22 protein-coding genes are annotated in these 25,857 nt (G+C 68.0%); 5 read left to right on the top strand and 17 right to left on the bottom strand.

The genetic code is table 11. The annotated features are described in order from the left end of the window. Position 1: 1 nt before the first annotated feature. Positions 2-958 carry an ABC transporter substrate-binding protein gene (locus tag WS49_RS04790; protein ID WP_059524942.1) on the bottom strand — a complete coding sequence of 319 codons (957 nt, stop codon included), beginning with the start codon at positions 956-958 and terminating at the stop codon, positions 2-4. Between the two features lie 321 nt (positions 959-1,279). Between WS49_RS04790 and ahpC the strand changes: the two genes are divergently transcribed. Together ahpC and ahpF are read left to right on the top strand one after the other, a co-directional pair. After that, positions 1,280-1,843, top strand: a complete 564-nt coding sequence (gene ahpC, locus WS49_RS04785) for an alkyl hydroperoxide reductase subunit C (RefSeq protein WP_006488685.1) — start codon at positions 1,280-1,282, stop codon at positions 1,841-1,843. Positions 1,844-1,968: 125 nt separating this feature from the next. Continuing rightward, complete coding sequence (ahpF, locus tag WS49_RS04780; RefSeq protein ID WP_059524940.1) at positions 1,969-3,567, top strand: alkyl hydroperoxide reductase subunit F; 1,599 nt, start codon at positions 1,969-1,971, stop codon at positions 3,565-3,567. Between the two features lie 114 nt (positions 3,568-3,681). Here the strand turns inward: ahpF and WS49_RS04775 are convergent, their stop codons facing one another. The 8 genes from WS49_RS04775 to WS49_RS04740 form a co-directional block, all read right to left on the bottom strand. Then, positions 3,682-4,494 carry a hypothetical protein gene (locus WS49_RS04775; protein WP_059524939.1) on the bottom strand — a complete coding sequence of 271 codons (813 nt, stop codon included), beginning with the start codon at positions 4,492-4,494 and terminating at the stop codon, positions 3,682-3,684. A gap of 329 nt (positions 4,495-4,823) precedes the next feature. Then, positions 4,824-5,378, bottom strand: a complete 555-nt coding sequence (locus WS49_RS04770) for a carboxymuconolactone decarboxylase family protein (RefSeq protein ID WP_059524937.1) — start codon at positions 5,376-5,378, stop codon at positions 4,824-4,826. A 25-nt stretch (positions 5,379-5,403) separates the two neighbouring features. Next, the gene (locus tag WS49_RS04765; protein WP_059524934.1) at positions 5,404-6,738 is read right to left on the bottom strand and encodes an aspartate aminotransferase family protein; all 1,335 of its coding nucleotides are present in this window, start codon (positions 6,736-6,738) and stop codon (positions 5,404-5,406) included. Positions 6,739-6,753: 15 nt separating this feature from the next. After that, positions 6,754-7,803: a C45 family autoproteolytic acyltransferase/hydolase gene (locus WS49_RS04760; RefSeq protein WP_059524932.1), complete on the bottom strand. Its 1,050-nt coding sequence runs from the start codon at positions 7,801-7,803 to the stop codon at positions 6,754-6,756. A gap of 20 nt (positions 7,804-7,823) precedes the next feature. Further along, positions 7,824-8,552 (bottom strand): glutamine ABC transporter ATP-binding protein GlnQ, encoded by a 729-nt coding sequence (gene glnQ, locus WS49_RS04755; RefSeq protein ID WP_059524930.1) that lies wholly within the window; start codon positions 8,550-8,552, stop codon positions 7,824-7,826. Beyond that, positions 8,549-9,256, bottom strand: coding sequence for a glutamine ABC transporter permease GlnP (gene glnP, locus WS49_RS04750; RefSeq protein WP_175912039.1), 708 nt, complete (start codon positions 9,254-9,256; stop codon positions 8,549-8,551). Before glnP ends, glnQ begins: the two co-directional genes overlap by 4 nt. 15 nt (positions 9,257-9,271) lie before the next feature. Continuing rightward, positions 9,272-10,024, bottom strand: coding sequence for a glutamine ABC transporter substrate-binding protein GlnH (gene glnH / locus WS49_RS04745; protein ID WP_059524927.1), 753 nt, complete (start codon positions 10,022-10,024; stop codon positions 9,272-9,274). 388 nt (positions 10,025-10,412) lie between these two features. Further along, positions 10,413-13,955 (bottom strand): ABC transporter ATP-binding protein, encoded by a 3,543-nt coding sequence (locus WS49_RS04740; RefSeq protein WP_059524925.1) that lies wholly within the window; start codon positions 13,953-13,955, stop codon positions 10,413-10,415. Positions 13,956-14,073: 118 nt separating this feature from the next. Between WS49_RS04740 and WS49_RS04735 the strand changes: the two genes are divergently transcribed. Next, positions 14,074-15,027, top strand: a complete 954-nt coding sequence (locus WS49_RS04735; protein WP_059524923.1) for a LysR family transcriptional regulator — start codon at positions 14,074-14,076, stop codon at positions 15,025-15,027. A 48-nt stretch (positions 15,028-15,075) separates the two neighbouring features. Here WS49_RS04735 and WS49_RS04730 read toward each other — a convergent pair whose 3' ends face one another. After that, positions 15,076-15,447 carry an MAPEG family protein gene (locus WS49_RS04730; protein ID WP_059524922.1) on the bottom strand — a complete coding sequence of 124 codons (372 nt, stop codon included), beginning with the start codon at positions 15,445-15,447 and terminating at the stop codon, positions 15,076-15,078. A gap of 303 nt (positions 15,448-15,750) precedes the next feature. Between WS49_RS04730 and alr the strand changes: the two genes are divergently transcribed. Next, positions 15,751-16,872: an alanine racemase gene (gene alr, locus WS49_RS04725; protein ID WP_059524921.1), complete on the top strand. Its 1,122-nt coding sequence runs from the start codon at positions 15,751-15,753 to the stop codon at positions 16,870-16,872. 63 nt (positions 16,873-16,935) lie between these two features. Here the strand turns inward: alr and WS49_RS04720 are convergent, their stop codons facing one another. From WS49_RS04720 to WS49_RS04695, 6 genes are all read right to left on the bottom strand, one after another. Next, positions 16,936-17,730 (bottom strand): enoyl-CoA hydratase, encoded by a 795-nt coding sequence (locus WS49_RS04720; RefSeq protein WP_059525665.1) that lies wholly within the window; start codon positions 17,728-17,730, stop codon positions 16,936-16,938. 242 nt (positions 17,731-17,972) lie between these two features. Continuing rightward, positions 17,973-18,338 carry a response regulator gene (locus WS49_RS04715; RefSeq protein ID WP_006765703.1) on the bottom strand — a complete coding sequence of 122 codons (366 nt, stop codon included), beginning with the start codon at positions 18,336-18,338 and terminating at the stop codon, positions 17,973-17,975. Between the two features lie 36 nt (positions 18,339-18,374). Further along, positions 18,375-19,334, bottom strand: a complete 960-nt coding sequence (locus tag WS49_RS04710) for a chemotaxis protein CheX (RefSeq protein ID WP_059524919.1) — start codon at positions 19,332-19,334, stop codon at positions 18,375-18,377. A 26-nt stretch (positions 19,335-19,360) separates the two neighbouring features. Continuing rightward, a complete protein-coding gene (locus WS49_RS04705) occupies positions 19,361-19,945 on the bottom strand; it encodes a hypothetical protein (RefSeq protein WP_059524917.1) in 585 nt (194 codons plus the stop codon). Then, complete coding sequence (locus WS49_RS04700) at positions 19,942-20,682, bottom strand: methyl-accepting chemotaxis protein (protein WP_082725473.1); 741 nt, start codon at positions 20,680-20,682, stop codon at positions 19,942-19,944. Before WS49_RS04700 ends, WS49_RS04705 begins: the two co-directional genes overlap by 4 nt. Before the next feature lie 2 nt (positions 20,683-20,684). Beyond that, positions 20,685-23,075 (bottom strand): ATP-binding protein, encoded by a 2,391-nt coding sequence (locus WS49_RS04695; RefSeq protein ID WP_059524915.1) that lies wholly within the window; start codon positions 23,073-23,075, stop codon positions 20,685-20,687. Positions 23,076-23,564: 489 nt separating this feature from the next. On the opposite strand from WS49_RS04695, the gene WS49_RS04690 reads away from it, so the two are divergent. Then, positions 23,565-24,254, top strand: coding sequence for an alpha/beta hydrolase (locus WS49_RS04690; protein WP_059524914.1), 690 nt, complete (start codon positions 23,565-23,567; stop codon positions 24,252-24,254). A gap of 33 nt (positions 24,255-24,287) precedes the next feature. On the opposite strand, the gene WS49_RS04685 is transcribed toward WS49_RS04690, so the two are convergent. Further along, positions 24,288-25,787 (bottom strand): amino acid permease, encoded by a 1,500-nt coding sequence (locus WS49_RS04685; RefSeq protein ID WP_059524912.1) that lies wholly within the window; start codon positions 25,785-25,787, stop codon positions 24,288-24,290. Positions 25,788-25,857 lie beyond the last annotated feature (70 nt).

Here is a 25,857-nt window from a genome sequence, read left to right as displayed (position 1 = left end):
GTCAGCGACCCATCGCATCGAGCAAGGATTTCACGTCGAGCCGCTTGTTGCGCTCGGCCAGGAACTGATTGACGAACGCGAGCAGCGTCGGCGTGGACACCGGCACGCCGACGGCAAGCGCGTCGGTGAGGTCGTCGAAGGTCGCGACGCGCAAGCGGATCGGCGCGGTCGGGTCGTCCTGCATCACCAGCTTGATCGCCAGTTCGTCGCGATACACGGCCGTGACGGCACCGGCGTTCAGCGCGTCGAGCGTCGCCTGCCAGCTCGGATACGTGCGCACCCGCGCGGCCGGGAAGTCGTTGCGCACGTATTCCGCGTAGGCCGACCCCGCGACGACGCCGATCGTGCCGCGGTAATCGCGCACGACTTCCGGCAGCGCGCGCCCTTTCGCGAGTTCCGCGAAGCTGACGCGGTTGATCAGCAGCGCGCGTCGCAGGTTGATGTACGGCGTGCTGAAGCGGACCACCTGCGCACGCGGCAACGTGCGCGACAGCTTGCTGATCGCGACGTCGGCCTGCCCGGTCGCGAGCAGGTGAACGACATCGTCGAACGTGCGCGCATCGCGGTCGAACTGCACGGACACGCCGAGCTTTTTCGCGAGTTCGTCGGCGAGATCGATGTCGACGCCCGCCAATGCGCCGTTGCGCGACATGAAGAACGGCGGCTGATCGACGCCGAGCACCGCGACGACGAGCGCGCCGCGCGAGACGATGCGGGCGAACTCGGGCGCGAGCAGCCGGCCGTCGGGCATCTGCACGAGGCCGGTCGACGTGGTGGCGGGTGTCGCCGTCGCGGCCGGCGCGGACGCATCGACGGCGAGCGCCGGCGCGGCACACGAGAGGGTCACGAATACGCAGGCCACACCGCGCAGGAGCCGATGCAGGCATCGCCGCGTGGGGACGATCTCGCGGAACCACGCGAGCAGCGCACACAGGACGCGTCCGGAAAAAAGGTTCATGGCGGCAGTGGGACGAAGCGTGTCTGACGACCGCGCAGCCGTTCGTGCCGAACGGGCGCCGGGCCCTTGCGCGGGGCGCGTCGCCGTCGCCCGGCGCCGCGCCCTCCCGCACGCCCAATGTGTCAGAAGCGCCGGCTGGCCGAAATCCGTCGGAAGGCCCGGCCCGGATGGCACGGGTCGACCGGACGGCCCGTCGCGACGGGGGCCGGAAGCAGATAGAAATTCCCGATGCCGCGGATTGAAACAAGCAATTTCACAAACCTGGGGTGAACCCGGATACTGGCAACACTTCATCAACACCCAAGCAAAGGAACTCGCAAGATGCCGATCATCAACACCCAAATCAAACCGTTCAAGGCAACCGCATACCACAACGGCGATTTCGTGCCCGTGTCCGAAGAGAACTTCAAGGGCAAGTGGTCCGTCGTCGTGTTCTACCCGGCCGACTTCACGTTCGTCTGCCCGACCGAGCTGGGCGACCTCGCCGACCGCTACGCGGAATTCCAGAAGCTGGGTGTCGAGATCTACGGCGTATCGACCGATACGCACTTCACGCACAAGGCATGGCACGACACGTCGGACACGATCGGCAAGATCAAGTACCCGATGATCGGCGACCCGACGCTCACGCTGTCGCGCAACTTCGACGTGCTGATCGAGGAAGAAGGGATGGCGCTGCGCGGCACGTTCGTGATCAACCCGGAAGGCGAGATCAAGCTGTGCGAAATCCACGACAACGGCATCGGCCGCGACGCAGGCGAACTGCTGCGCAAGGTGCAGGCCGCGCAATACATCGCGGCGCACCCGGGTGAAGTGTGCCCGGCCAAGTGGACGCCGGGTGCGGAAACGCTGACCCCGTCGCTCGACCTGATCGGCAAGATCTGACGTTCGCGCCGCGCGCCTCGCACGAGGCGCGCGCGTCACGCGAATGCGGGCCGCCTCGTGCGGCCCGCGCCCTTCTCCGGCACGACGTGCCCGACCATAATTATCAATACGGAATCCGAAACGCCATGCTCGACGCCAATCTCAAGAACCAACTGAAAGCGTACCTCGAAAAGATCACGCGCCCGATCGAACTCGTCGCGTCGCTCGACGACAGCGCGAAATCGCAGGAACTGCTTGCGCTGCTGAACGAGATTGCGTCGCTGACGTCGCGCGTGACCGTAACCGAACGCCGCGACGATGCCGAGCGCAAGCCGTCGTTCTCGATCGGCGAACCCGGCAAGCCGGCCGGCATCCGCTTCGCCGGCATCCCGATGGGCCATGAATTCACGTCGCTCGTGCTCGCACTGCTGCAGACGGGCGGCCATCCGCTCAAGCTCGACGACGACGTGATCGAACAGATCCGCGCGCTCGACGGCGATTACGCGTTCGAGACGTATTTCTCGTTGTCGTGCCAGAACTGCCCGGAAGTCGTGCAGGCGCTGAACGTGATGTCGCTGATCAACCCGCGCATCCGCCACGTCGCGATCGACGGCGCATTGTTCCAGAACGAAGTCGAAGCACGCCAGATCATGGCCGTGCCGACGATGTTCCTGAATGGCGAATCGTTCGGCCAGGGCCGCAGCAGCGTGAAGGAAATCCTCGCGAAGCTCGACACGGGCGCCAGCGCCCGCGCCGCGAAGTCGCTCGAGAACAAGCCGGTGTTCGACACGCTGATCGTCGGCGGCGGCCCGGCCGGTGCGGCCGCCGCGATCTATTCGGCGCGCAAGGGCATCGCGACGGGCGTCGTCGCCGAGCGTTTCGGCGGCCAGGTGCTCGACACGATGGCGATCGAGAACTTCGTGTCGGTGCAGGAAACGGAAGGACCGAAGTTCGCCGCGGCGCTCGAGCAGCACGTGAAGCAGTACGACGTCGACATCATGGACGTGCAGCGCGCCGACGCGCTGATTCCGGGCGACGTGCACCAGATCCGCCTCGCGAATGGCGCCGTGCTGAAGGCGAAGACGATCATTCTCGCGACCGGCGCGCGCTGGCGCGAAATCAACGTGCCGGGCGAGCGCGAATACCGCAACCGCGGTGTCGCATACTGCCCGCACTGCGACGGCCCGCTGTTCAAGGGCAAGCGCGTGGCGGTGGTCGGCGGCGGCAACTCGGGTGTCGAGGCCGCGATCGACCTGGCCGGCATCGTGAAGGAAGTCACGCTGATCGAATACGGCGCGCAACTGCGCGCGGACGAAGTGCTGCAGCGCAAGCTGCGCAGCCTGCCGAACGTGACGATCGTCACGCAGGCGCAGACGACCGAGCTGACCGGCGACGGCAGCAAGCTGAACGGGCTCGTCTACAAGGATCTGCGTTCGGGTGAAACGAAGCGGGTCGATCTCGAAGGCGTGTTCGTGCAGATCGGCCTCGTGCCCAACACCGAATGGCTGAAGGGCACGATCGAACTGTCGAAGCACGGCGAGATCGTCGTCGATGCGCGCGGTGCGACGTCGGTGCCGGGCGTGTTTGCCGCCGGCGACGTGACGACGGTGCCGTTCAAGCAGATCGTGATCGCGGTGGGCGAAGGCGCGAAGGCATCGCTCGGCGCGTTCGATCACCTGATCCGGCAAGACGCGACGCCCGCTGCCGCCGACGCCCCGCAGGCCGAAGAAGCGATCGCCGCGTAACGCGCGACGCACCACACAGGTTCGTGTCTCTTGGCCCCGCATGCCCTGGTCGGCGTGCGGGGCCCTTTTTCATCCTGCATCGAGCGGCGCTGCGCGAGCGCGGCCGCTCCCTTCTCACTGCGCCACGCCGGGCCCCGCGTTCGCCGGTGTGGCTGCCTTGAAGCTGCTCGACTGCTTGACGAGCTGGTCGGTCATCGCGGCGGCGACCGGATTCGCGCCCGTCGTCGCGTGCTGCCGATCGGCGCTCGGCGTCGCCACGTATTGCGGCGGCGGCAACGATGGATCGAGCTTTGCCGATTCCCGCACGAGTGCAGCGGTTTCAGGCGTTTCGGATTTCATCGCGGGAGTCGCGGCCGCGTGCCGCTCGAGCCCGTCGCGCTTGCGCGCCGCGCGCTGGGTCGGCTGCTCCGCCTGCTGACTCGGCCGAGCCGCCTGCGTCGCCTGGGCCGGCGGCGTCGATTGCACGGGTTGCGCTGCTTGTACCGGCGCTTTTACGGGCGGAGCGGGCTGGGCTTTCGGCGGGGTCGCAACCTCCGGCTCGACCGTCACGACATGGACGGTCGGCGGCGGCGCACTCGGTTTCGCCGGTGGCGCCGGCGCGGCGACGACCGGCGCAACGGCAGCGGATGCCGGCGCCGCCCTCGTACGCGCAGGAGCCGCGGACGGCGGCCGTGCGGCCGCTGGTTGCGGCACGGCCTCATCGACATGCTTGGAAGGGACGGCGACCGCCGCAGGCGGCGCGATCGCGCCTTGTGCGGTGTGTCCGTCGTTCGCTGCCGTCATGGCGGCGGCAGGCGCCGTAGAGTCGCCGATACCGGCCTCCGCGATCGCGCGGTGGTCCGCACGCAGGAGCATCACGTAGCCGGTGCCGGCCGCGGCAACCAGCAGGCCGCCGGCGATCATCAATGTCTTACGGGTACTAGTCATGCTTGCTCACCGATCTTATCGACGTGAACAAGCCATCATACGCGTGCGATCGCGGCTGATCCCGCACGAATACAATTGGTTTCATTGATGTCGACCCCAGAGCGGCGCGGCCTTGCAACACCGCCTCGCCCTATCGTCAGACGGTTCGACATCGCCCCCAGCGATATTGCATCGGACGATCGAAGTCGCGGAAGGTCGGCCATTCTCGCCGCACCACCGCGAGCCAGGGAACGTACCGCGTGTCGAGAAACGGCGCCACACCTTGCCGCGCCGGTGCGTATGAACGACACACGCAATGAACGCGATCAACAGCCCCCCGCATGCGGCGATTACTCCGGAAACGGTAAATCCGTTTGTCCGTTCGCGCGCATGCCGAACGTGTTGAGCGTCATCGCCACGAGCGCGTAATAGCCGAGCAGCGCGACGAGGTTCACGACGGTCTCGTGGCCGAAACGCGCCTGCGCGCGCGCGAACGTCGCATCGCTCACGCGCCGCGTGTCGTACAGCTCGGTCGCGAACGCATGGATCAGCGCATCGTCGTCCGATTCGAACGCCGGCTCGACGCCGCGGCGGATCGCGTCGGCGGTCGCGGCCGGCACGCCGGCATCGAGCGCGATCGGATGGTGGATGTGCCACTCGGCCTGCGAGCGCCAGCGCGCGGCCGTCACGAGAATCGCGAGCTCGGACAGACGCAGCGGTAGACCCGTGCGATAGCGGCAGAACGCGCCGAGCCGCTGCGCATGCTGCGCGAGCTCGGGACTCGCGATCCAGCCGAGGAACGGCCCGTTCAGGTTGCCGCGCGGGCCGCTGAGAATGTCGGCGAGCACGGCCTTCTGCTCGTCGGTGGCCGATGCGGGATCGAAGGGAGGCAGTCTGTCCGTCATGGTGAGGATTCGATGAGATAAAGGTTCACGCGCCGGCCGATGCGAGCGCCGCATCGATCGCGCCGGACAGCCGTTCGACGATCGTGTCGATCTGCTGCGCAGTGCACACGAACGGCGGTGCGATCAGGATGTGATCGCCGTGCACGCCGTCGATCGTGCCGCCCATCGGATACACCATCAGGCCGCGCTGCATCGCCTCGCGCTTGACCGCCGCATGCAGCTTCAGCGCGGGATCGAACGTCGCCTTGCTGTCGCGATCGCGCACGAGCTCGACGCCGACGAACAGCCCGCGGCCGCGCACGTCGCCGACATGCGGATGCGCGCCGTAATGCTCGCGCAGCGACGCGCGCAGTTGCTCGCCGCGCGCCTTCACGTTGTCGAGCAGCTTCTCTTCGGCGATCACGCGCTGCACTTCGAGCGCGGCCGCGCAGGCCGTTGCATGACCGAGATACGTGTGGCCGTGCTGGAAGAAACCCGAGCCGTCGACGATCGTGCGGTAGATGTGATCGCTCACCAGCGTCGCGCCGATCGGCTGGTACCCTGCGCCGAGCCCCTTCGCGATCGTCAGCAGGTCGGGCGCGACGCCATCTTCGTCGCACGCGAACAGGTAACCGGTGCGCCCCATCCCCGACATGATTTCGTCGAGGATCAATAGCACGCCGTACTTGTCGCACACCGCGCGAATCTTCTTCAGGTAGCTACGCACCGGCGGCACCGCGCCGGCCGTCGCGCCGACCACCGTTTCCGCGACGAATGCCGCGACGTTTTCCGCGCCGAGCTCGACGATCTTCCGCTCCAGCTCGTCAGCCAGTCGCTGTGCATAGGCTTCGTCGGTTTCATCGGCCTGCTGGTCGCGATACGCGTAGCACGGGCTCACGTGATGCGCCTCGATCAGCAGCGGCAGGAACGGCTCGCGCCGCCATGCGTTGCCGCCGATCGCGAGTGCGCCGAGCGTGTTGCCGTGATAGCTCTGGCGACGTGCGATGAAATGGCGGCGCTGCGGCTCGCCCTTCTCGACGAAATACTGACGCGCGAGCTTCAATGCGGCTTCGATCGCCTCGGATCCGCCCGACACGAAATACACGTGTTCGAGACCGGCCGGCGCGGCCTCGACGAGCCGGTCGGCCAATTCTTCCGCCACGTCCGTCGTGAAGAACGACGTATGCGCGTACGGCAGTTGCTGCACCTGCCGCTTGATCGCATCGATCACGCGCTGGTTGCTGTGGCCGAGGCACGACACGGCCGCGCCACCGCACGCGTCGATGTAGCGTTTGCCGGTCGAATCGATGATCTCGATGCCGTCGCCTGCAACGGCGACGGGCAAGGTGGCGCGTGGAGCGCGATGAAAAACGGTCGTCATGCGTTGCCTCATGGATCAGGACGCGCTGCGCGCGTGCGCGGACGGCACGATGCGCGACGCGAAGCGCCGCGTGCCGTGCTGGTGAATGGTGAAGTCGATCGCGGTGTCGCGAATCGCGAACACGGCGGTCGCCAACGTGTTTTCGTCGTCGGGGTCGGCCGGATCGTCGCGATAGATCGGCAGTCCTTCCGGTGCGCGGTCGCCGAGCACGCGCAGCAACGCGGCTTCGTCGATCGCGTCGATGCCCGGCGTCAGCGCATCGACACGCCGCTGACGATCGCCGGACGATTGCGTGACGATCTGCGCTTCCCCCTCGCATCCCGGATGCACGAGATGGTTCGCGTGACCGGCAAGACGCGCGACTTCGACGACCGAGCAGCGCGCGACGCTCGCCTCGATGCTCAGGAGCCGCGGATCGCCGGTCGCGCCGAGCGTGTGGTGAAAGCCGCTCGCGCGCGCATGCGTGCGCAGCACGTCGGCGGCCGCATCAAGCGATGTGGCGTCGAGCACGGCGCGCGCGAGGATCATCCGCGGCACGCCGAGCGCCGGCGTGCGGATCCGCAAGTTGTTGATCGCCTGCGCGATGCCCGCGCGGTTCGCGGCGAACGTATGCCCGGGCAGCGAGCCCGGGTAGTAGAAACTGATGAAGCCCGGCTTGCCCTGCGGCTGCACATCGACCAGCAGGCAGCGCTCGCGCAGGTACGGATCGCCGTCCTCGTTGTGCGCGATCCAGCGCGTGCCGTGCGCGTCGCGCCCGGCGAGCGTCGTGCAGCCGTCCGGTGCGTGATGGATCAGTTCGCCGCGGCAGTTCCACAGAAAGATGTCCTCGGCCGGCCAGCCGACGCCCGCCGCGATCCCGTCCAGTTCCGCGACGAGATCGGGGTACGCGGCCAGCGCGGCCTGTCGCAGCGCGGCGACGAACGGATGGCCGCGCCAGCGGCGCACGGCCTGCCATGCTCTGCTCTGCTGCATGTACGCATCGAACACGGGGCGGGCAAGCTCGCCGAGGCGCACGCCGATGTCGAACGGCGTGCCGGCGATGACGGGAGATGGGGAAAGCGGCATGTCGGATGATTCGGTTTCGTTCAGGACACGTGTTTCAGGAATTCCTTCAGGCGCGGTGTCGGCGGGCGGTCGATCAGGTCGACCGGATGGCCGTCCTCGGCGATGCCGCCCTGATCCATGAACAGCAACCGCGTGCCGACCCGCTTCGCGAAGCCGATCTCGTGCGTGACGACGATCATCGTCATCCCTTCGGTCGCGAGATCCTGCATCACTTTCAGCACCTCGTGGCGCAATTCCGGATCGAGCGCCGACGTCGGCTCGTCGAACAGCATCAGCCGCGGCCGGATCGCGAGCGCGCGTGCGATCGCGACGCGCTGCTGCTGACCGCCCGACAGCTCCGACGGATAATGATTCGCGCGCGATTCGAGGCCGACCTTGTCGAGCAGCGCCATCGCCTGGTCGCGCGCGTCGGCGCGCGACGCGCCGCGTACCTGGGTCGGCCCGAACATCACGTTCTCGAGCGCGGTCATCTGCGGAAACAGGTTGAACTGCTGGAACACCATGCCGGCTTCGAGCCGGATGTTGCGGATCGTCGATGCGTTGCCGCGCACGCTCTGGCCGTCGACCAGCAGCTCGCCGCTCGTGATTTTCTCGAGCGCGTTGATACAGCGCAACATCGTCGACTTGCCCGAGCCCGACGGACCGATCACGACGACCACCTCGCCCGCATCGATCTTCAGGTCGATATGCTTCAGCACCGGCACATGGCCGAAGCTCTTCGACACGTTCTGGAATTCGATCATGCTCATAAGATGCGCATCCTCTTTTCGACGAGCCGAAGCGTCAGCGTCATCGCGCCGGTCAGCATCAGGTAGATGACCGCCACCGCGGTCCAGATCTCGACCGCCTGGAAATTGCCGGCAATGATTTCCTGCCCCTTGCGCGTCAATTCGCCGACGCCGATCACGATGAACAGCGACGTGTCCTTGAGGCTCACGATGCATTGGTTGCCGAGCGGCGGAATCAGGCGCCGGAATGCGAGCGGCCCGACCACCTTCAGCAGCACGCGCGGCATCGACAGGCCCATCGCGAGCCCCGCTTCCGTCAGCCCCTTCGGGATCGACAGCAGCGCGCCGCGCACCACTTCCGCGAGATACGCGCCCGAATTCACCGTGATCGCGATGATCGCGGCCGTCAGGCCGTCGATCCGGATATGCGCGAGCAGCGGCAACGCGAAATACAGGAACATCACCTGCACGACGATCGGCGTGCCGCGGATCAGTTCAATATAAACCTGTGCGAGCACGTTCATCGCCTTCGGTCCGTATGCGCGGAACATGCCCGCGATCATCCCCACGACGAATCCGCCCACCAGCCCGAAAAATGCGATGAACACCGTCAACCGGACCCCGTCCATCAGGTCCGGCAACGCCGCCCAGATCGCCGACCAATCGAAATTCACCTGTCGCTCCCCGTCCGATTCAAGACCGGCGCGGCCGCCCGGCCGCGCCATACTGTGCCGTCACGCTCACATCTTCGGCGGCTCGGCGCCGAACCACTTCTTGTAGATCTGCGCGTAGCGGCCGTCGGCCTTGATCTTCACGAGCGACGCGTTGACCTTCGGCACGAGCGCGCTGCCCTTCGGAAAGCCGATCCCGTACTTGTCGCCGCTGACCGGCTGGCCCGCGACCTTCACCTTGCCCTTGCCCTCGTTGTTCACGAAGAACAGCACGTTCGGCGTGTCGTGCATCGCCGCGTCGACGCGGCCGGCCTCGAGCGCGAGATATGCCTGGTCGATGTTCGGGAACTGGCGGATCTCCTTCGGCTTCAGGTGCGCCTTGATCCAGTCGATCGTCGCGGTGCCCGTCTTCGCGGCGATCACCTTGCCGTTCAGGTCGTCGATCGACTTGATCGTCGTGTTGTCCGTCTGCACCATCGCCGCGAGGCCGCTGTCGTAGTACGGCGCGGAGAAGTCGATCGCCTTCTTCCGCTCTTCCCTGATGGTCATCCCCGACAGCGCGACGTCGATGTTCTGCGTCTGCAGCGCCGGGATCAGGCCCGCGAAATCCATCGGCTGGATCGTGTATTTCCAGCCCTGGTCCTTCGCGATCTCCGCCCACAGGTCGAGATCGAAGCCGACGTACTTGTCGCCCTGCTTGAACTCGAACGGCATGAACGACGTATCGGTCCCGACGACGAGCGTCTTGGTATCCGCGTGCGCGATGCTGGCGCCGAGCGCGGCGACCACCGCGACGGCTTTCAGGAAGGAACGGCGACTCATGACTTTTCTCCGCATGGTTGAGCGATGTAACCGGCCGGCTGGCCGGGGAACGACGACATCAAGCCGCACCGCAACATGCGATGTTGAATTAGACCTTAGTGCAACAAGTGTTGTCAACACGGATACTACGACAACAAAAAAATACTCAACAGGAAAATGAATCGAGACAAACCCGAGCCGCACGGGCGGGATTGATCGGAGGAAAGGCGTGCGCGGATGGGCGCATGGCGTGGAAGCGGGGAACGCCCGGCAATTCGGCGTGACCGGAGGGCCCCGTTGCGCGCCGACGCCGCGGCGATCGTGATGCCGGCCACCGCCGGCGCGGCTCAACGAACGGCGTGTACCGCGAGCGACAACGCCGTTCGGCACGGCCTCGAAGCGCGGTCGGTCACGCCGCCACCCCGCTCGCCTGATGCGAGACCAGCCGCGCATACGCGCCCTGCCGCGCGATCAGCGCCGCATGCGTGCCCGCCTCGATGATCCTGCCGTGCTCGATCACGAGGATCGTGTCCGCGTTGCGGACGGTCGACAACCGGTGCGCGATGATGATCGACGTCCGCTGCGCCATCAGGTCCTCCAGCGCCGCGCGGATCTGCTGCTCGCTGATCGTGTCGAGATGCGAAGTCGCTTCATCGAGGATCAGCACCGGCGCATCCTTCAGGAACGCACGCGCGATCGCGACGCGCTGGCGCTGCCCGCCGGACAACTGCACGCCGCGCTCGCCGACCCGCGTCGCGAGCCCGTCCGGCAGCCGCGCGACGAAATCGCCGAGCGCCGCCTGATCGATCGCGCGCTGCACGTCCTCGTCCGATGCATCGTTCGCGGCAAGCCGGATGTTCGCTTCGAGCGTGTCGTTGAACAGATAGGTGTCCTGAGCGACGAGTGCGATGTGCCGGCGCAGATCGTCGAGCCTCAGGTCGCGCAAATCGGTGCCGCCGAGCGTCACGCGCCCGTGTTGCGGATCCCAGAAGCGCAGCAGCAGGCTCGCGACGGTCGACTTGCCGGCGCCCGATGCACCCACCAGCGCGACCGTGCTGCCGGGCGGCACCTCGAAGCTCACGCGATCGATCGCCGGCACCCCGCGTCCCGGGTACGTGAAACCCGCTTCCTCGAACCGCACGGTCGCGTTGCCGGACAGCGCGTGCGTGCCGTCGACGACCGTCACCGGCTCCTTCTCGAGCGCGCGCAGGCGCCGCGTCGACGCGATCGTGTCGGCCAGTTGCCGCGCGACCTGGCCGATCTCCGCCACCGGCATGAACGCGGCCACCGCGACCAGCACCAGCAGCGGCAACGATTCGTGCGCGAACCAGCCACGCGCGCACAGCAGCGCGCCGAGCGCAGCGACGGCCAGCCCGCCGAGCCCGCTCGCGACTTCGAGCGCGGCGCTCTGCGACGACAGGTCGTCGAGCAGCTTCGCGCGCTGCTGCCCGTACGCGTCGGCTTCCGCGACGAACGCGGCACGCCGCCGCGCGAGCGCCTGGAACGCGGTCAGTTCCGCCAGCCCCTGGATCGTTTCGGTCAGATGCGCGCCGAGCTGGCCGAGCGCCTCGCGGGCACCGGTGCCGAGCCGGTCGACGTCGCGCCGCGCCAGCACGGGCGCCAGCCCGGCCCACAGCAGGAACGGCAGCAACGCCAGCGCGAGCGGCCATGCGACCGACGCGAGCAGCGCCAGCACGCCGGCCGGCACCAGCACGGCGACGAACGCCGGCGCGAGCGTATGCGCGTAGAAGTATTCGACGGTCTCGACGTCCTGCGTCGCGAGCGCGACCAGGTCACCGGAACGGCGGCGCAGCAACCCGGCCGGCGCGAGCCGTTCGAGCGTCGCGAACAGCGCGATGCGCATTTCGGCGAGCAGCCGGTACGCCATGTCGTGCGCGAGCCACGATTCGAGCCAGTGCAGCACGGCCGCGACCGGCGCGACGACGAGCAGCGCCGCGACGAGCGCGCCGTTCGCGTGTCCGGCCGACACGCCGCCGACCACCAGCGCACCGATCACGCCGACGCCGATGAACGCGAGCACGCGACCGATTCCGAACAGCACGGTCAGCACGACCTTGCCCTTCCACGGACTGACGAAACGCAGCAGCGCGCGCAACGTTTCGGGCCAGCCGATGGTCGCCGCATCGTCGTTCAGCGGCCTGACCTGCGGGCCCGACGCGGCGCGCGCGCCCGCGCCGCTGGCGGTCGCGGCCATGCCGACGGCTTCGGCGGCGGCCTCCAGTTGCGGCCCCATCAGCCGGCGATACGGGCCGTCGCGCGCGATCAGTGCCGCATGCGTGCCCTCGTCGACCACCCGCCCGTGGTCGAGCACCAGGATCCGATCGGCGCCGATCACGCTGGACAGCCGGTGCGCGAGCACGAGCGTCGTGCGCCCGCGCGTGAGCCGGTCGAGCGCCTGCTGAATCAGCGCCTCGTTCTCGGCATCGACCGACGACAGCGCCTCGTCGAGCAGCAGGATCGGCGCGTCGCGCAACAGCGCACGCGCGATCGCGATGCGCTGGCGCTGACCGCCCGACAGCATCAGCCCGCGTTCGCCGATGCGCGTCGCATAGCCGTCGGGCAACGCCGAGATGAAATCGTGCGCGTTGGCGGCGCGCGCGGCCGCGATCATGTCCGCGTCGCTCGCATCGGGACGGCCGAGCCGCAGGTTGTCGGCGACGCTGCCGTCGAACAGCGTCGCGTCCTGTGCGACCACCGCGATCATCTCGCGCACCTGTTCGGCGTCGAGCGTGCGCACGTCGTGGCCGCCGATGCGGATTGTGCCGCCCTGGGCATCGTGCTGGCGCAGCAGCAGGCGCACGATGGTCGACTTGCCGGCACCGCTCGGGCCGACGATCGCGACCGTCTCGCCTTCGCGCACCGTGAAGCCCAGCGACGCATGCGCGTCCGCGCGACGCCCCGGATACGCGAAGCTGACGCCGTCGAACACGATCTCCGGCCGCACGTGCGGCACGCGCGGTGCGACTGCGGGCGGTGCGTCGCCGCCCGCGTCGAGCAGCGCGTGAATCGCGTTCGCCGCCGACTGGCCGATCATCCCCTGGTGCAGCACGCCGCGCAGGTCGCGCAGCGGCCGGAAGATTTCGCTGCCGGCCATCAGCACGATCAGCAGCGCCTCGAGACTCATGTCGCCATGGCGCACGCGCCATGCGCCGACCGCGATCGCCGCCGCCGCGCCGAGGCCGGTGCCGAGATCGGTGAAGAGCCGCGTCAGCAGCCCGAGCGCGAGCACCCAGAACGTGCTGTCGGACAGCGCGCGCGCCTTGGCCGCCAGCTTCGCGCCGAACGCACCGCTTTGCCCGAACGCCTTCAGCGTCGGCAAGCCCTGTACCGCGTCGAGAAACTCCTCGCCGAACGCCTTGAACGCGGCCGAGCGTGCGAGCGCCGCGCGCCGATCGGCGCGATGCACGAATTGCGGCAGCGCGAGCGTGACGAGCGCCGCGACCAGCAGGATCGCGGCCGTCGGCACGTCCCACCACGCGAGCACCGCGAAGATCATGACCGGCGCGCACGCGGCGATCACGAGCTGCGGCAGGTAGACGCCGAAGAAGGTCTGCAGTTGCTCGACGCCGTCGACGACGGCCAGCATCACGCCGCCCGTGCGCTCGCCGCTGAACCAGGCGGGGCCGAGCGCGGCGATCCGGTCGAACAGCCGCGCGCGCAGCGCGGACTGCACGCGCCCGGCCGTGTGCTGCGCGAGCACCGTGCGACGATGATCGAGCCATGCACGCAGCAGCACGCAAGCCGCCGTTGCGGCGACGGTTTCCACAATATCGCGCGCCGGAGCGCCGGCAAAAACGAGCGCCAGCACGCGGCCGAGAAACACGAAACGCAGGATGCCGACACTCATCGCGAGCAGCCCGAGCGCAACCGCGGCGGCAACCCGCCAGCGCATTCCGGCCATCATCGCCCATAGTCGTCGGTCGAAATACATGAAGCCCTCCGGTCGGTTTTGGTTGTGATTCGATTGACCGGACCAAGGCTACCCGCGCACCCGACGCGCGGCAAAAGATGATTTTTCAACGGGTGTTGAGTCAACTACAATACCCCGCATGTCGCACCTTCCTCCCCTCAGCGCGCTGCGTGCTTTCGAGGCGGCCGTCCGCCTTGGCGGGTTCGCGCGCGCGGCGGCCGAGCTGAACGTGTCGACGAGCGCCGTCAGTCACCAGATCCGCGCGCTCGAGGCATCGCTGGGTGCCCGCCTGCTCGAACGCAGCACCGGGCTCGGCGGCATCGGCCTCACGCAAGCGGGCGCCCGCCTGCTGCCGGCCGTCAGCGACGCGCTGTCGAAGCTGACCGACGCCTGCGACGAGATTCGCGGCACCACCGCGCAACGCCTGACGGTGTCCGCCAACGCGCCGTTTTCGTCGATGTGGCTCGCGCGCCGCCTCGCGGAGTTCTCGTCGCTGCATCCCGAAACGCCGCTGCATGCCGTCGTGGTCGAGGACGAACCGGATTTCGCGCGCAGCGGCGTCGATCTCGCGATCGTGCACGTGCCCGCGCACCGGCTGCGCGACGACGATGACGTGTTGCTGCGCGAAACCGTGTTTCCGGTCTGCAGTCCCGAACTGTATCCGCATGCATCGGGATATGTATGCCGCTCGCGGTTGCTGCAGGAGATGCACGAGGACAGCCCTGAAATCGACTGGCGCAACTGGGCCGTGCACTTCGGCTTGCCGGACGACTTCGAAACGAAGATCGTCCGCTACAGCAGTTTCAGTCAGGTGATCGGCGCGGCGCTGGGCAGCGCGGGCATCGCGCTCGGGCGCGTGCCGCTGATCGAGCCCGAACTGCGCAGCGGCCGCCTGGTGCCGCTGGTGCCGGGCCTCGCACGCGATGCGTCATGGCGCTTCGTGCTGCGCCGCAATCCGTCGGCGCGGCATCGGCTGCTCGATCCGTTGATCGCGTTCCTGCGCCGCGAAGCCGATGCACCACCGTTCCAGCTCGCGAAGATCGTTGCGCCCGCATCCAACGACAGTCACGCGCGCGGCGCGGGCGGTGCGTAGCGAACCCGCGCGCCAGGCCCGCGCCGGGGTCGCCCGTTCATCCTCTCGTCACGGCGCGGCAAAGAACAACGCGACGACGCAGGCCATCCCCGCGAACCACACGAGCGAGCGCAGCGACGCCCAGTTCAGCAGGTACGTCAGCACATAGACGACGCGAAGCGCGACGAACCCCATCGCGAGCTGATCGACGTGATGCGCGTTCGCGCCGTTGTGCCATGCGACGACCAGTGCGGCCGTAAACAGCGCCAGCGCTTCCCACGCGTTCTGGTGCGCGGCCTGCGCCCGCGCGCGCCAGCCTTCGAGCCTTGCCAGGTACTCGCGCGGCGCGCGGTTGTCGTAGCCCTTGCGGGCCTTGGCCAGGAACGTCATCGGGAACGGCAACAGCGCCACGATGAACAGGCAGATCTGGGACGTCGTCATCAAAGTCTCCTCCTTTATGATTACATTGATCAATGACACGGTCGCGCAGAGCTTAGCATTGCGGCGAGCTGTTCGCGCACCGGTTTTCTAGACGGGAGACTCGGCAAGTCAGCCTGCCAAAGGCCGTGACGGCATGGATCCGACACAAAAAATTCCACCAAATCGCCGACAAATACGTTAATTAAAACTGGTCGAACACCAATAAGATAGCGCTCAACACTGGCTTGGCGTGTTGCCGCGCCAGCCTGCTCACCCGCGCCGCGCCGCCGCGTGCGCCGAACGACTTTCGACCCGAGCCCGCTCATGCCCCGTCCCATCGTCGCCCATATCCGTCCCGACGCCGTCCGCCACAACCTCGACTTCATCCGCCGCACCGCCGCGCAATCGCGCGTATGGGCCGTGGTCAAGGCCAACGCATACGGTCACGGGATCGAGCGGATCTATCCGGGCCTCGCGGCCGCCGACGGCATCGCGCTGCTCGATCTCGACGAAGCCGTGCGCGTGCGGGAGCTCGGCTGGGACAAGCCGGTGCTGCTGCTCGAAGGGATCTTCGAACCGGCCGACGTCGAACTGGCCGATCGCCATCGGCTGACGGTGGCCGTGCACTGCGACGCGCAGCTCGATCTGCTGATCGCCGCGAAGCCCCGGCAGCCGATCGACATCCAGCTGAAGATGAACTCCGGGATGAACCGGCTCGGCTACCGGCCCGACGCATTCCGCGCCGCGTGGGAACGCGCGGCGGCCGCGCCGTCGATCGGAAAGATCACGCTGATGATGCATTTCGCGAACGCCGACGAAGGCGAAGTCGACTGGCAGCTCGATCGATTCGATGCGGCCACGGCCGGAATTCCGGGCGAGCGCTCGGCATCGAATTCGGCGGCCGTGCTGTGGCATCCGCGCGCGCATCGCGACTGGGTGCGGCCGGGCACGATCCTGTATGGCGCGTCGCCGACCGGCGCGTCGCGGCACATCGCCGACACGCCGCTGATGGCCGCGATGACGCTGACGAGCAAGATCATCGGCGTGCAGACGCTCGCGCCGGGGGAAACGGTCGGTTATGGCCGTCGCTTCACGGCAGACCGGCCGATGCGGATCGGCGTCGTCGCGTGCGGCTACGCGGACGGCTATCCGCGCCACGCGCCGACCGGCACGCCGATCGCGGTGGACGGCGTGACGACGCGCGTCGTCGGCCGCGTGTCGATGGACATGCTGACCGTCGACCTGACGCCGTGCCCGAACGCGGGCATCGGCTCGAGCGTCGAACTGTGGGGCGATCAGGTGAAGGTCGACGACGTCGCGGAAGCCAGCGGCACGATCGGCTACGAGCTGATGTGCGCACTCGCGCGCCGCGTGCCGGTCGTGACCGTGCCGCCCGGCGCGTCTACGATGCAGCCGGCGCTGCGCACGGGCAGCTACGGGCGTTGATGCCCGGCGCGGATGCGGCGGCACGCGCGCTGGCGCGGGCAAGGCGCACGCGCGGCCGCCGCGCTACGCACGCCACACCGGCTTGCGTTTCTCCAGGAACGCGTCGATCCCCTCGCCGGCGTCCTCTTCCATCATGTTGCGCGCCATCACGTCGCCCGCAAACGCGTACGCGTCGTCGAGCGGCAGTTCGCGCTGCCGGTAGAACATCTGCTTGCCGTAGCGCACCGCCGCCGGGCTCTTCGCGACGATCTCCGCGACCTTGCGCGCGACGGCCGCGTCGAGCGCATCCTCGGGCACGGCCTCGTTGACGAGCCCCCAGGCAGCCGCCGTCGCCGCATCGACGAAACGCCCGGTGACGAGCATGTCGAACGCGCGCTTCGCCGACACGTTGCGGCTCAATGCGACGGCCGGCGTCGAGCAGAACAGCCCGACGTTGATTCCGGATACCGCGAAGCGCGCGGTGTCCGCTGCGACGGCGAGATCGCACGCGGCGACGAGCTGGCAGCCGGCCGCCGTCGCGATGCCGTGCACGCGTACGATCACCGGCACCGGCAACGCGCGCATCGCGAGCATCACGCGGCTGCATTGCGCGAACAGCGTGCGGTAGTAATCGAGTTCGGGTTTGGCGCGCATCTGCCGCAGGTCGTGGCCCGCGCAGAACGCCTTGCCCTCGGCGGCGAGCACGACGCAGCGCACGTGCGGATCGGCGGCCAGCGAATCGAACGCGTCCTGCAGGCTCGCCAGCATCGCCTCCGACAACGCGTTGAACTGTTGCGGCCGGTTCAGCCGCAGCGTGACGACCCCGTCGCGCACGTCGCGCAGCAGGATCGGCTCGGGTGTTTCGTGACGGGATTCCATGATGCTCCGCTCGACGGGGTTCGATCGGGCGCGAATCCGCAGCACGGGCAGCACGGGCGACACGCGCCCGGATTCGCGATCGACACGATCACGAATCGTCCTCCACATTGCGCGCGGCGTCCAGCGGGGTCGACCGGCCGGCCGGCGAAGCCGGCTTGCACGCCCGCCGCACCGTGAAACGAAGGCCACCCAGGCTGCCCATCGATCGCCGCTCGACGGCGATGCATCCCCCGCGTGCGCGCTCAGCCCGCGAGCTTCTTCAGCGCGTCGAGCACCGCGTCGCCCTTGAACGGCTTCACGATCCAGCCCTTCACGCCGGCGGCCTTGCCGCGCTCCTTCATCGCCGGGCTGCTTTCGGTCGTCAGCATCACGACGTTGACCGACGTATTCGCCAGCTCGCCGCGGATCTTCTCGACCATCGTCAGGCCGTCCATGTTCGGCATGTTCACGTCGCTGATCACGAGGCGCACGCCGGGCGTCGCCTTGAGCTTCGCGAGCCCGTCCTTGCCGTCCACCGCCGTCGCGACGTCGAGCCCGTGATTGCGCAGGAACCCCGCGACCTCGTCACGCACCGTGCCCGAATCGTCGACCACCAGAATCTTTGCCATACCGTATTCCCCTTTCCTTGTTGCTGACTTCAACATTCAAAACAGTTCGAGTTCGCCCGACTCGACCATCGGCCCCACGTCCTGCACGGACTCGCGGAAATCCTCCGGCGACCAGCTCAGGCTGAACACGAAACGCTGGTCGAGCCGCACCGATCGTCCCGACTCGGGGTCGGTCATCCGGTACTTGAAACACAGCTGCGGACAGTCGCCGCCGAACGAAATGAATTTCTGCTTGTGATTGACGACGAGCGGCACCTGCACGGGATGCCGGGCGAGCGCCTCCGCGTCGCCGAGATAGCGGTTCTTGAACGCGCCCCACACGAGGTTGGTCAACTCGCCGAGCACGTTGTTCACGTCGCGGAAATCGGGTGCGCGGCCATCGTCGCGCGTGCCACCGATCATGTCGAGCAGCGGTTGCTCGCTCGTCTGCAGCAGCATGTAGCCGCGGCACCACGCGCTTTCCAGCGCGATCAGGCTGAACACCTCGCCGAAGATGATCTGGTCGCGCACGATGCACGGCGTGTCGCGCTCGATCGCGAGGCCCGGAAACAGGCTGTCGAGCCGCGCCTCGGTGATCTCCGCGATGCCGCGCACGAGTGCGTTCGGGTAGTCGCGGCCGAACAGGTATTCGTCGATCGCGCGCTTGAGCGGCGTCAGGTCGTCGGCGACGTAGGCCGCGCACGCGACGCGCGCGAGCGCATCGGGCAGCCCGTCGCGCGAAGCATTCGACGCGCGGCGCAGGATGATCGGCAGCTCGGGCCGCAGCGCATCGATCTGCGTCGCGATGATCGCGCTTTCGTCCGGCGAGCCGCCGTAGTCCTCGGCGAGCAGGATCGCGCCGAGATCGATGTTCGAGCGCAGCACCTTCAGCAGCCGGTTGCGCCGCACGGTCAGGCCGACCAGGTTGTGCTCGTCGCAGAAGCGCTTGATCGTCGCCGCATGCGCGCGGCTGTCGTCGAGCACGAGCACCTTGCTGACGGGTTGGTCTACGGTCATCTCGCGGAGTCCTTCCTCACAATCGGTCAAAACAGTTCGAGCTCGCCGCCCGTGTCCACGCTTGCCGCTTCCGGCACGTGGAAATCGACCGGCGCGTTCGCGCACACGCACAGCGTCGCGCCGATCCGCACGTCGCCGTCGAGCGTCACGTCGTACGCGGCCACGTGGTCGGGATGCAACGCCGGCAGGTAGTCGACGCTCGCGCCGCTCAACAGGTAAGGCGTCGACATCCCGAGATCGGGGAACGGCGCGGTCAGCGCCTGGTTGATCGCGCCGCAGCACAGGTTCGCGACTTCCATGAACGCCTCGGAAAGCGGCCGCTGCGCGCTCGCGCCGGGCGTCGCGGCGGCGAAATGACGACGCGTCGGTTCGTCGTCGCGAAAGCGCAGCGCGAGCAGCAGCCGGAAATGCAGTGCCGAGATCGTCAGCACTGCGACGTGTTCGGGCACCTTCGGCGTCGCGCGCGACTTCGCGCGTGACGGATCGTGCGACGCGTCGTGCGCATCGCCGGCGGCCGGCCTGATTTCGCACGCGCCGCCGGACGCGAGCCGCGTGCGCGCCGCATCGAAGAAGATCCGCTCGAAACCGGCCCGGGCCTGCGCGCTGATCACGCCGCCGCTCCGTCGAGCCGCGCATGCAGCTGCCCGGCCAGCGTCTCGACCGTCGCGAGCGCGGCCGTGATCATCTTGCCGCCGGCCTGGATGTCCTGGAACGTCGCGGCCGTCACGAGATCGTTGCGATTCAGGCTGTCGCGATAGCTGTTCGACAGTTGCTGCGAGCGCGCGGCGAGCCCGCGCACCTCGCTCGCGACGATCGAGAAGCCCCGCCCGGCCGTGCCCGCGCGCGCGGCCTCGATCGACGCGTTCAGCGACACGATCGACACGTGCGCGACGATCGCCGACAGCTCCTGGTTCTTCGTGCGCATGTCCTGGTTCTGCGTGGTCAGCGAGATCATCTGCTCGTGCCAGCGTTCGAACGTGCCGGCCAGCCCGCGCAGCCGCGCGGCTTCGTCGGCGAGCTTCGTCGCATGCTGCGACAGCGCGGCGCGCTCGGCCGCGACCGCCTGCAGCGCGTCGCGCTGCTCGCCAGTGCCGGCCACCTCGCGCGCCAGCGCCTCTTCGAGCGCCGCTTCGCGCCGCGCCCACGCCTGCGCCGCTTCGGCATGTGCGGCAACGGCTTCATCGGCCCGTGCATCGGCCGCGCCGAGCGCGGCGCGCAACGCCCCGGCTTCGCGCGTCAGCGCGGCAACGAGCCGTGCTCGCGCGATGCGACACACGATCGCGGCCACCGCCGCGACCACCAGGCCGCCCGCCAGCGCGGCGCCGATCGGGATCATCCACGCTTGCACGATCACTCCGCCACGTCGACGTTCGCGATGCCGGCGCCGGTCGGCTGCCCGGCGTCGCGGGCCGCGCCGTCCGCCGCGAATCGCGCCGGCAGCGACACGATCGTCTCGAACGCGCGATACGACGCGCCGACGCGATCGTCGGTGAAGCGCAGCGCGATGTCGCCGCCGTCGCGCTTCAGGAAGTTGCGCACCGCGTCCATCCCGACGCCGCGCCCCGATACTTCGGTCACCGCGCGCGCGGTCGAGAAGCCCGGGCGAAAGATCAGTTCGGCCACCGCTTCGTCGGTCAGCGCGGCTTCGTTGCCGGCGTCGATCCAGCCGCGCTCGCGCGCGATCCCGCGAATCCGGTCGAGCGCGAGGCCGCGGCCGTCGTCGCCGAGCACGAAGCGCAACGCATCGTCCTCCACGTCGACCGCGATGTCGATCTTGCCGGCCGGCGCCTTGCCGGCCGCGCGACGCTCTTCCGACGTTTCGATCCCGTGGTCGATCGCGTTGCGCAACAGGTGCATGAACACGTTCTTCAGCGTCGCGCCGATCTCGCTGCGCACGCGATGGCCGTTGCTGTCGATATGCACGACGGGCGCCGGCTTGCCGAGTTCGGCCGCGAGCGACGGCAGCGATTCGATCACGCCGCCCAGCGCATCGCCGATGCCCTGCGTTCCGAACTGGCTCAGCAGGCGGCGCACCGAATCGCGCGCCGCGCGCCAGTCGCTTGCGTTCGCCGGATCGGCGCCGTCGAGCATGCGCAGGCTCTCGCTGATATGCGCGCGCTCGACCATCAGGTAGTCGGCGCCGCCGTGCTGCGCCGCCTCGCCATGCCGGCCGAGCGTGACCGCGTTGATCGTCGCGTAGTGGTCGACTGCCTCGCGCACGCGGGCCAGGTCGTCCATCAGCGCATCGCGATTCCACTCGGGGCCGCCGTCCGCGCGGCGCAGCGATTCGTACGCCTGCTCCGCTTCGTGCACGATGTTGGTCAGATGCTGCAGGCTGTACGTGCGCGCGTTGCCCTTGATCGTGTGCATGTTGCGGAACAGTGCCGCGACGATCGAATGATCGGCGCGTTCGTGCTGGCGGATCATCCGCTCGTTCTCGCTGAGGAAGCCCTTCGCGCTGTGCACGAAGTCGTGGAACTTGTCCTGGCTGATCGACAGGATCTCGCCGATCATCTCGAGGCGGCGCTGCTGCTCGCCGGCCTGCGCGGTCAGCTCGCGAATCTCGGTCACGTCGCGCACGCACAGCATCAGGCGCACGACCGTGTCGGTCTCGTCGGTGATCGCCGACCAGCTCAGGTCGAGCCATTTCTCGCGGCCGTCCGGCATCCGCTTGGCGACTTCGTTGACGAGCAGGTGCTCGTTGAACGCGAAGTTCATGCTGTCCTCGCCGAGGCATGCATGCACGGCCGCGTCGACCTGCGAGCGCGCGTCGGAGCCGATGCTCGAATCGTCGAATACGAGCGCCATCAGGTCGCGTCCGGCGATGTCGCCGGTCTCGAAGATGGTCTCGAGGTAAGCCGAATACTCCGCATGCACGACGCCGCCTTCGACGACCGTCAGGATCCCTTGCTGCATGTTCTGCAGCATCGCCTGGATGTCGGCCGTCTTCTGCTTCAGTTGCGCGGCGTTCTCCTGGATCTTCTCGATCATCCCGTTGAACGCGACGATCGAATGACCGATCTCGTCCATCCGGCCCACCGGCACGCGGCGCGTGAAGTCCTGGCTCGCGGCGATCTCGCTCATCGCCGTCTGCATCCCGATCAGCGGACGCGTGATCTGGCGATACAGCACGAAGCCGAGCGCGGTCAGCAGCACGACCACCGTGCCCGCCACGCCCGCGATCGCGGTGGCCGTCGTCGCGAGCATGCCGTTCAGCGCGCGGATCGCATCGTCCTTCTGGCGGTTCTTCTCGACGCGCAGCGTGTCGACGATGCCCTCGAGTTCGTCGCGATACTGCGCGACGTTCGCGAACAGGTACGCCTGCGCCATCTCGGGCTTGCCGTCGGTCTTCATCTTCACGGTGTCGTCGATCGCGGCGAAGTAGTTCGCGGCGCTGTCCTTCGCCTGCTCGACGAGGCCTTCCTGCGCGCGGCCGACCGCCGATTTCGCCTGGGCGTCGAGCGCCGCGCGCAGCGCGCCCTGCTTCGCCTTCAGCTCGTCGCGCGCCTGCGCGGCGGTGTTCGCGTCGGGCGCGTACACCAGCGTCATCGTCGCGATCTGGATGTTCTTCACGTCGGCGACGAGATCCGCCGACGCGAGCGCGCTCGGCACGATTCCCTGGGTAACCTGACGCACCTCGGACGCGCTCTTGCGCGTCTGGTACACGGCGTACACGCCGATCGCGGACAGCGCGAAAAACGTCAGGACGACTAGCAGCGTAATGCGATGACGGATGGTCATGAGTACAGCTCCCCGCAGCGATCCGGCTTCGATCGCCCTTTTGTCTATTGAAAGAATGTGAGCGCCGAATTATCGGGGATGGTGTATGACTGTCCGATGACTGAAAATCAATCGGTCGTTGAGAAAATCGCAATGATCAATTGCGGCGAGAAAATCCTAAAGTTTTTCTCGAATCGGCCGTTAACCCCCGGCCTGAGCGGCCCGGCGGGCGTTGCCGGCAGCCTCGATAAATCGAATCCGGATATTCATTCTTTTATTTTCGATCCGGTAATTCAATCCGGCCGAATACCGGTAAAACGTTTGCGCATTATCCGCGAATCGAATCGGGCATGCACCTTCTGCCGCGCGGCCGGATTCGCCGCGCCGGCCGACATGGCGAATGGCCGACGATTCATTCCGATCAGGAAACAATCAATCGCCGTCCGGCGATTCACCTTCCCTCCCGCGCGTTCTAGACTGTCGGATCACTTCCCCAACCGGACCCTTGCAATGACCGACGTCCTGCCGCTGACCACCGACTCCGAATCCGGCCTCCACTACCGGCTGCGCCCGGCCGCGGGCCGCCCCGTGGGCCGCCTGTTGCTGCTGCACGGCGTCGGCGGCAACGAAACCAATCTGCTGAATCTGGCCGGCACGATCGACCCGCGCATCGAAATCGCGTTCGTGCGCGGCCCGCTGACGTTCGGCCCCGGCCAGCACGCGTGGTTTCCGGTGCGCTTCGGCCCGAACGGCCCGGAAATCGATGCGGCCCGCGCGGAGGCGAGCCGTGTTCAGCTGATCGCGCTGCTGCGCGCATTGCGCGCCCGGGGCACCGACGACGAACACGCGGCCCTGCCCACCGTGATCGCCGGCTTCAGCCAGGGCGGCATCATGAGCGCGAGCGTCGCGCTCACGTCACCGGCCGATGTCGCCGCGTTCGCGGTGCTGTGCGGGCGCATCCTGCCGGAGATCGATCCGCTGATCGCGCCGCGCGACGCATTGAGCGCGCTGCACGCGCTGGTGATGCACGGCCGCTTCGACGACAAGCTGCCGGTCGCGTGGGCCGAAACCGCCGACGCGAAGCTGACGGCGCTCGGCGTCGCGCACGACACGCGCCTCTACGACGCCGGCCACGAACTCACGGCGGAGATGGCCGGCGACTTCGGCCGCTGGGTCGCTGCGCGCACCGGATCGAACTGAGCGCACGGGCGGTCGGCCCGCCCGTGCGTATCGTCAGACGTTGCTCGCCGGATCGGCGCCGATCGGCGCGGCGGCCGCGGCGGACGCCTCTCGCGCGGCACCGCGCTTCGCAAGCTTCCAGCCCACGACGAGCGCGAGCACGACGACCGGGATCATCCCGACGGTCCACGTGCCGCCCGGGTAATCGAACGCCATCATCACCAGCACGCTGACCAGGAACCCGAGCGTGAGCCACGACGTGAACGGCGCGCCGGGCATCCGGAACGACACGGGGCTCAGCTCGCCGCGATTGACCGCGCGGCGGAACAGGATCTGGCACATCACGATGAAGCCCCAGGTCGTGATGATCCCGAGCGACGCCATGTTCAGCACGATCTCGAACGCCTGCGCCGGAACGATGTAGTTCAGCGGCACGCCGATCGCATTGACCGCGACCGTGACGAGGATCCCGCCGTACGGCACGCCGCGCGCGTTCATCCGCGACACGAAGCGCGGCGCCGAGCCGCCCATCGCCAGCGAACGCAGCACGCGCCCGGTCGAATAGAGGCCGGAATTCAGGCTCGACAGCGCGGCGGTCAGCACCACGACGTTCATCACCGTGCCGACGTACGGCACGCCGAGCTTGCCGAAGAACGTGACGAACGGGCTTTCGTGCGCGCTGTACGCGGTCCACGGCAGCAGCATCGTCAGCAGCACGACCGAGCCGACGTAGAACAGCGCGATGCGCCACATCACGCTGTTGATCGCCTTCGGCAGCACCTTGCGCGCATCGGCGGTCTCGCCCGCGGCGACGCCGACGAGCTCGATGCTCGCATACGCGAACACGACGCCCTGCACGATCAGCACGGCCGGCAGGATCCCGTGCGGGAAGATTCCGCCGTGATCCGCGATCAGGTGCAGCCCCGGCATCTGCCCGGCGACCGGATGACCGCTCGCGAGAAACACGGCGCCGACGGCGAGGAACAGCGCGAGCGTCCCGACCTTGACGATCGAGAACCAGAACTCCATCTCGCCGAACACCTTCACGCCGATCATGTTCATCACCGACACGATCCCCAGCGCGCCGAGCGCGAACACCCACTGCGGCACGTCCGTGAACACGGCCCAGTACTTCATGTAGATCGCGACGGCGGTGATGTCGACGATGCCGGTGGTGGCCCAGTTCAGGTAGTACATCCAGCCCGCGACGAACGACGCGCGCTCGCCCATGAACTCCCGTGCGTACGACACGAACGAGCCGCTGGTCGGCCGATGCATCACGAGCTCGCCGAGCGCGCGCATGATCAGGAATGCGAATACGCCGCACACGAGATACACGACCGCCAGCGCGGGGCCCGCGCTCTGCAGGCGGCCGCCCGCGCCGAGAAAGAGGCCGGTGCCGATCGCTCCGCCCATCGCGATCATCTGCACGTGGCGCGGCTTCAACTGTTTCTCATAGCCGGATTCGTGCGACGCGAACATCGCGTCTCGGTCGGCATGACGGGGATCCGCGCCGCCGGCCGTGTCGGCCGCGCGCTCGCTGGCGTGCTTCATGGTGTGTCTCCGTTTCTTGATGTGTCGCGCCCGTCGACGGGGCGCTGCGGGAACGGCCGCGCACGGGCGT

Origin of the sequence: Burkholderia sp. RF7-non_BP4 (genome assembly GCF_001521935.1) — a bacterium.
Lineage (GTDB): Bacteria > Pseudomonadota > Gammaproteobacteria > Burkholderiales > Burkholderiaceae > Burkholderia > Burkholderia diffusa.
Note: the sequence above shows the minus strand (reverse complement) of the source record. Positions and strands in the feature narration are given on the sequence as shown.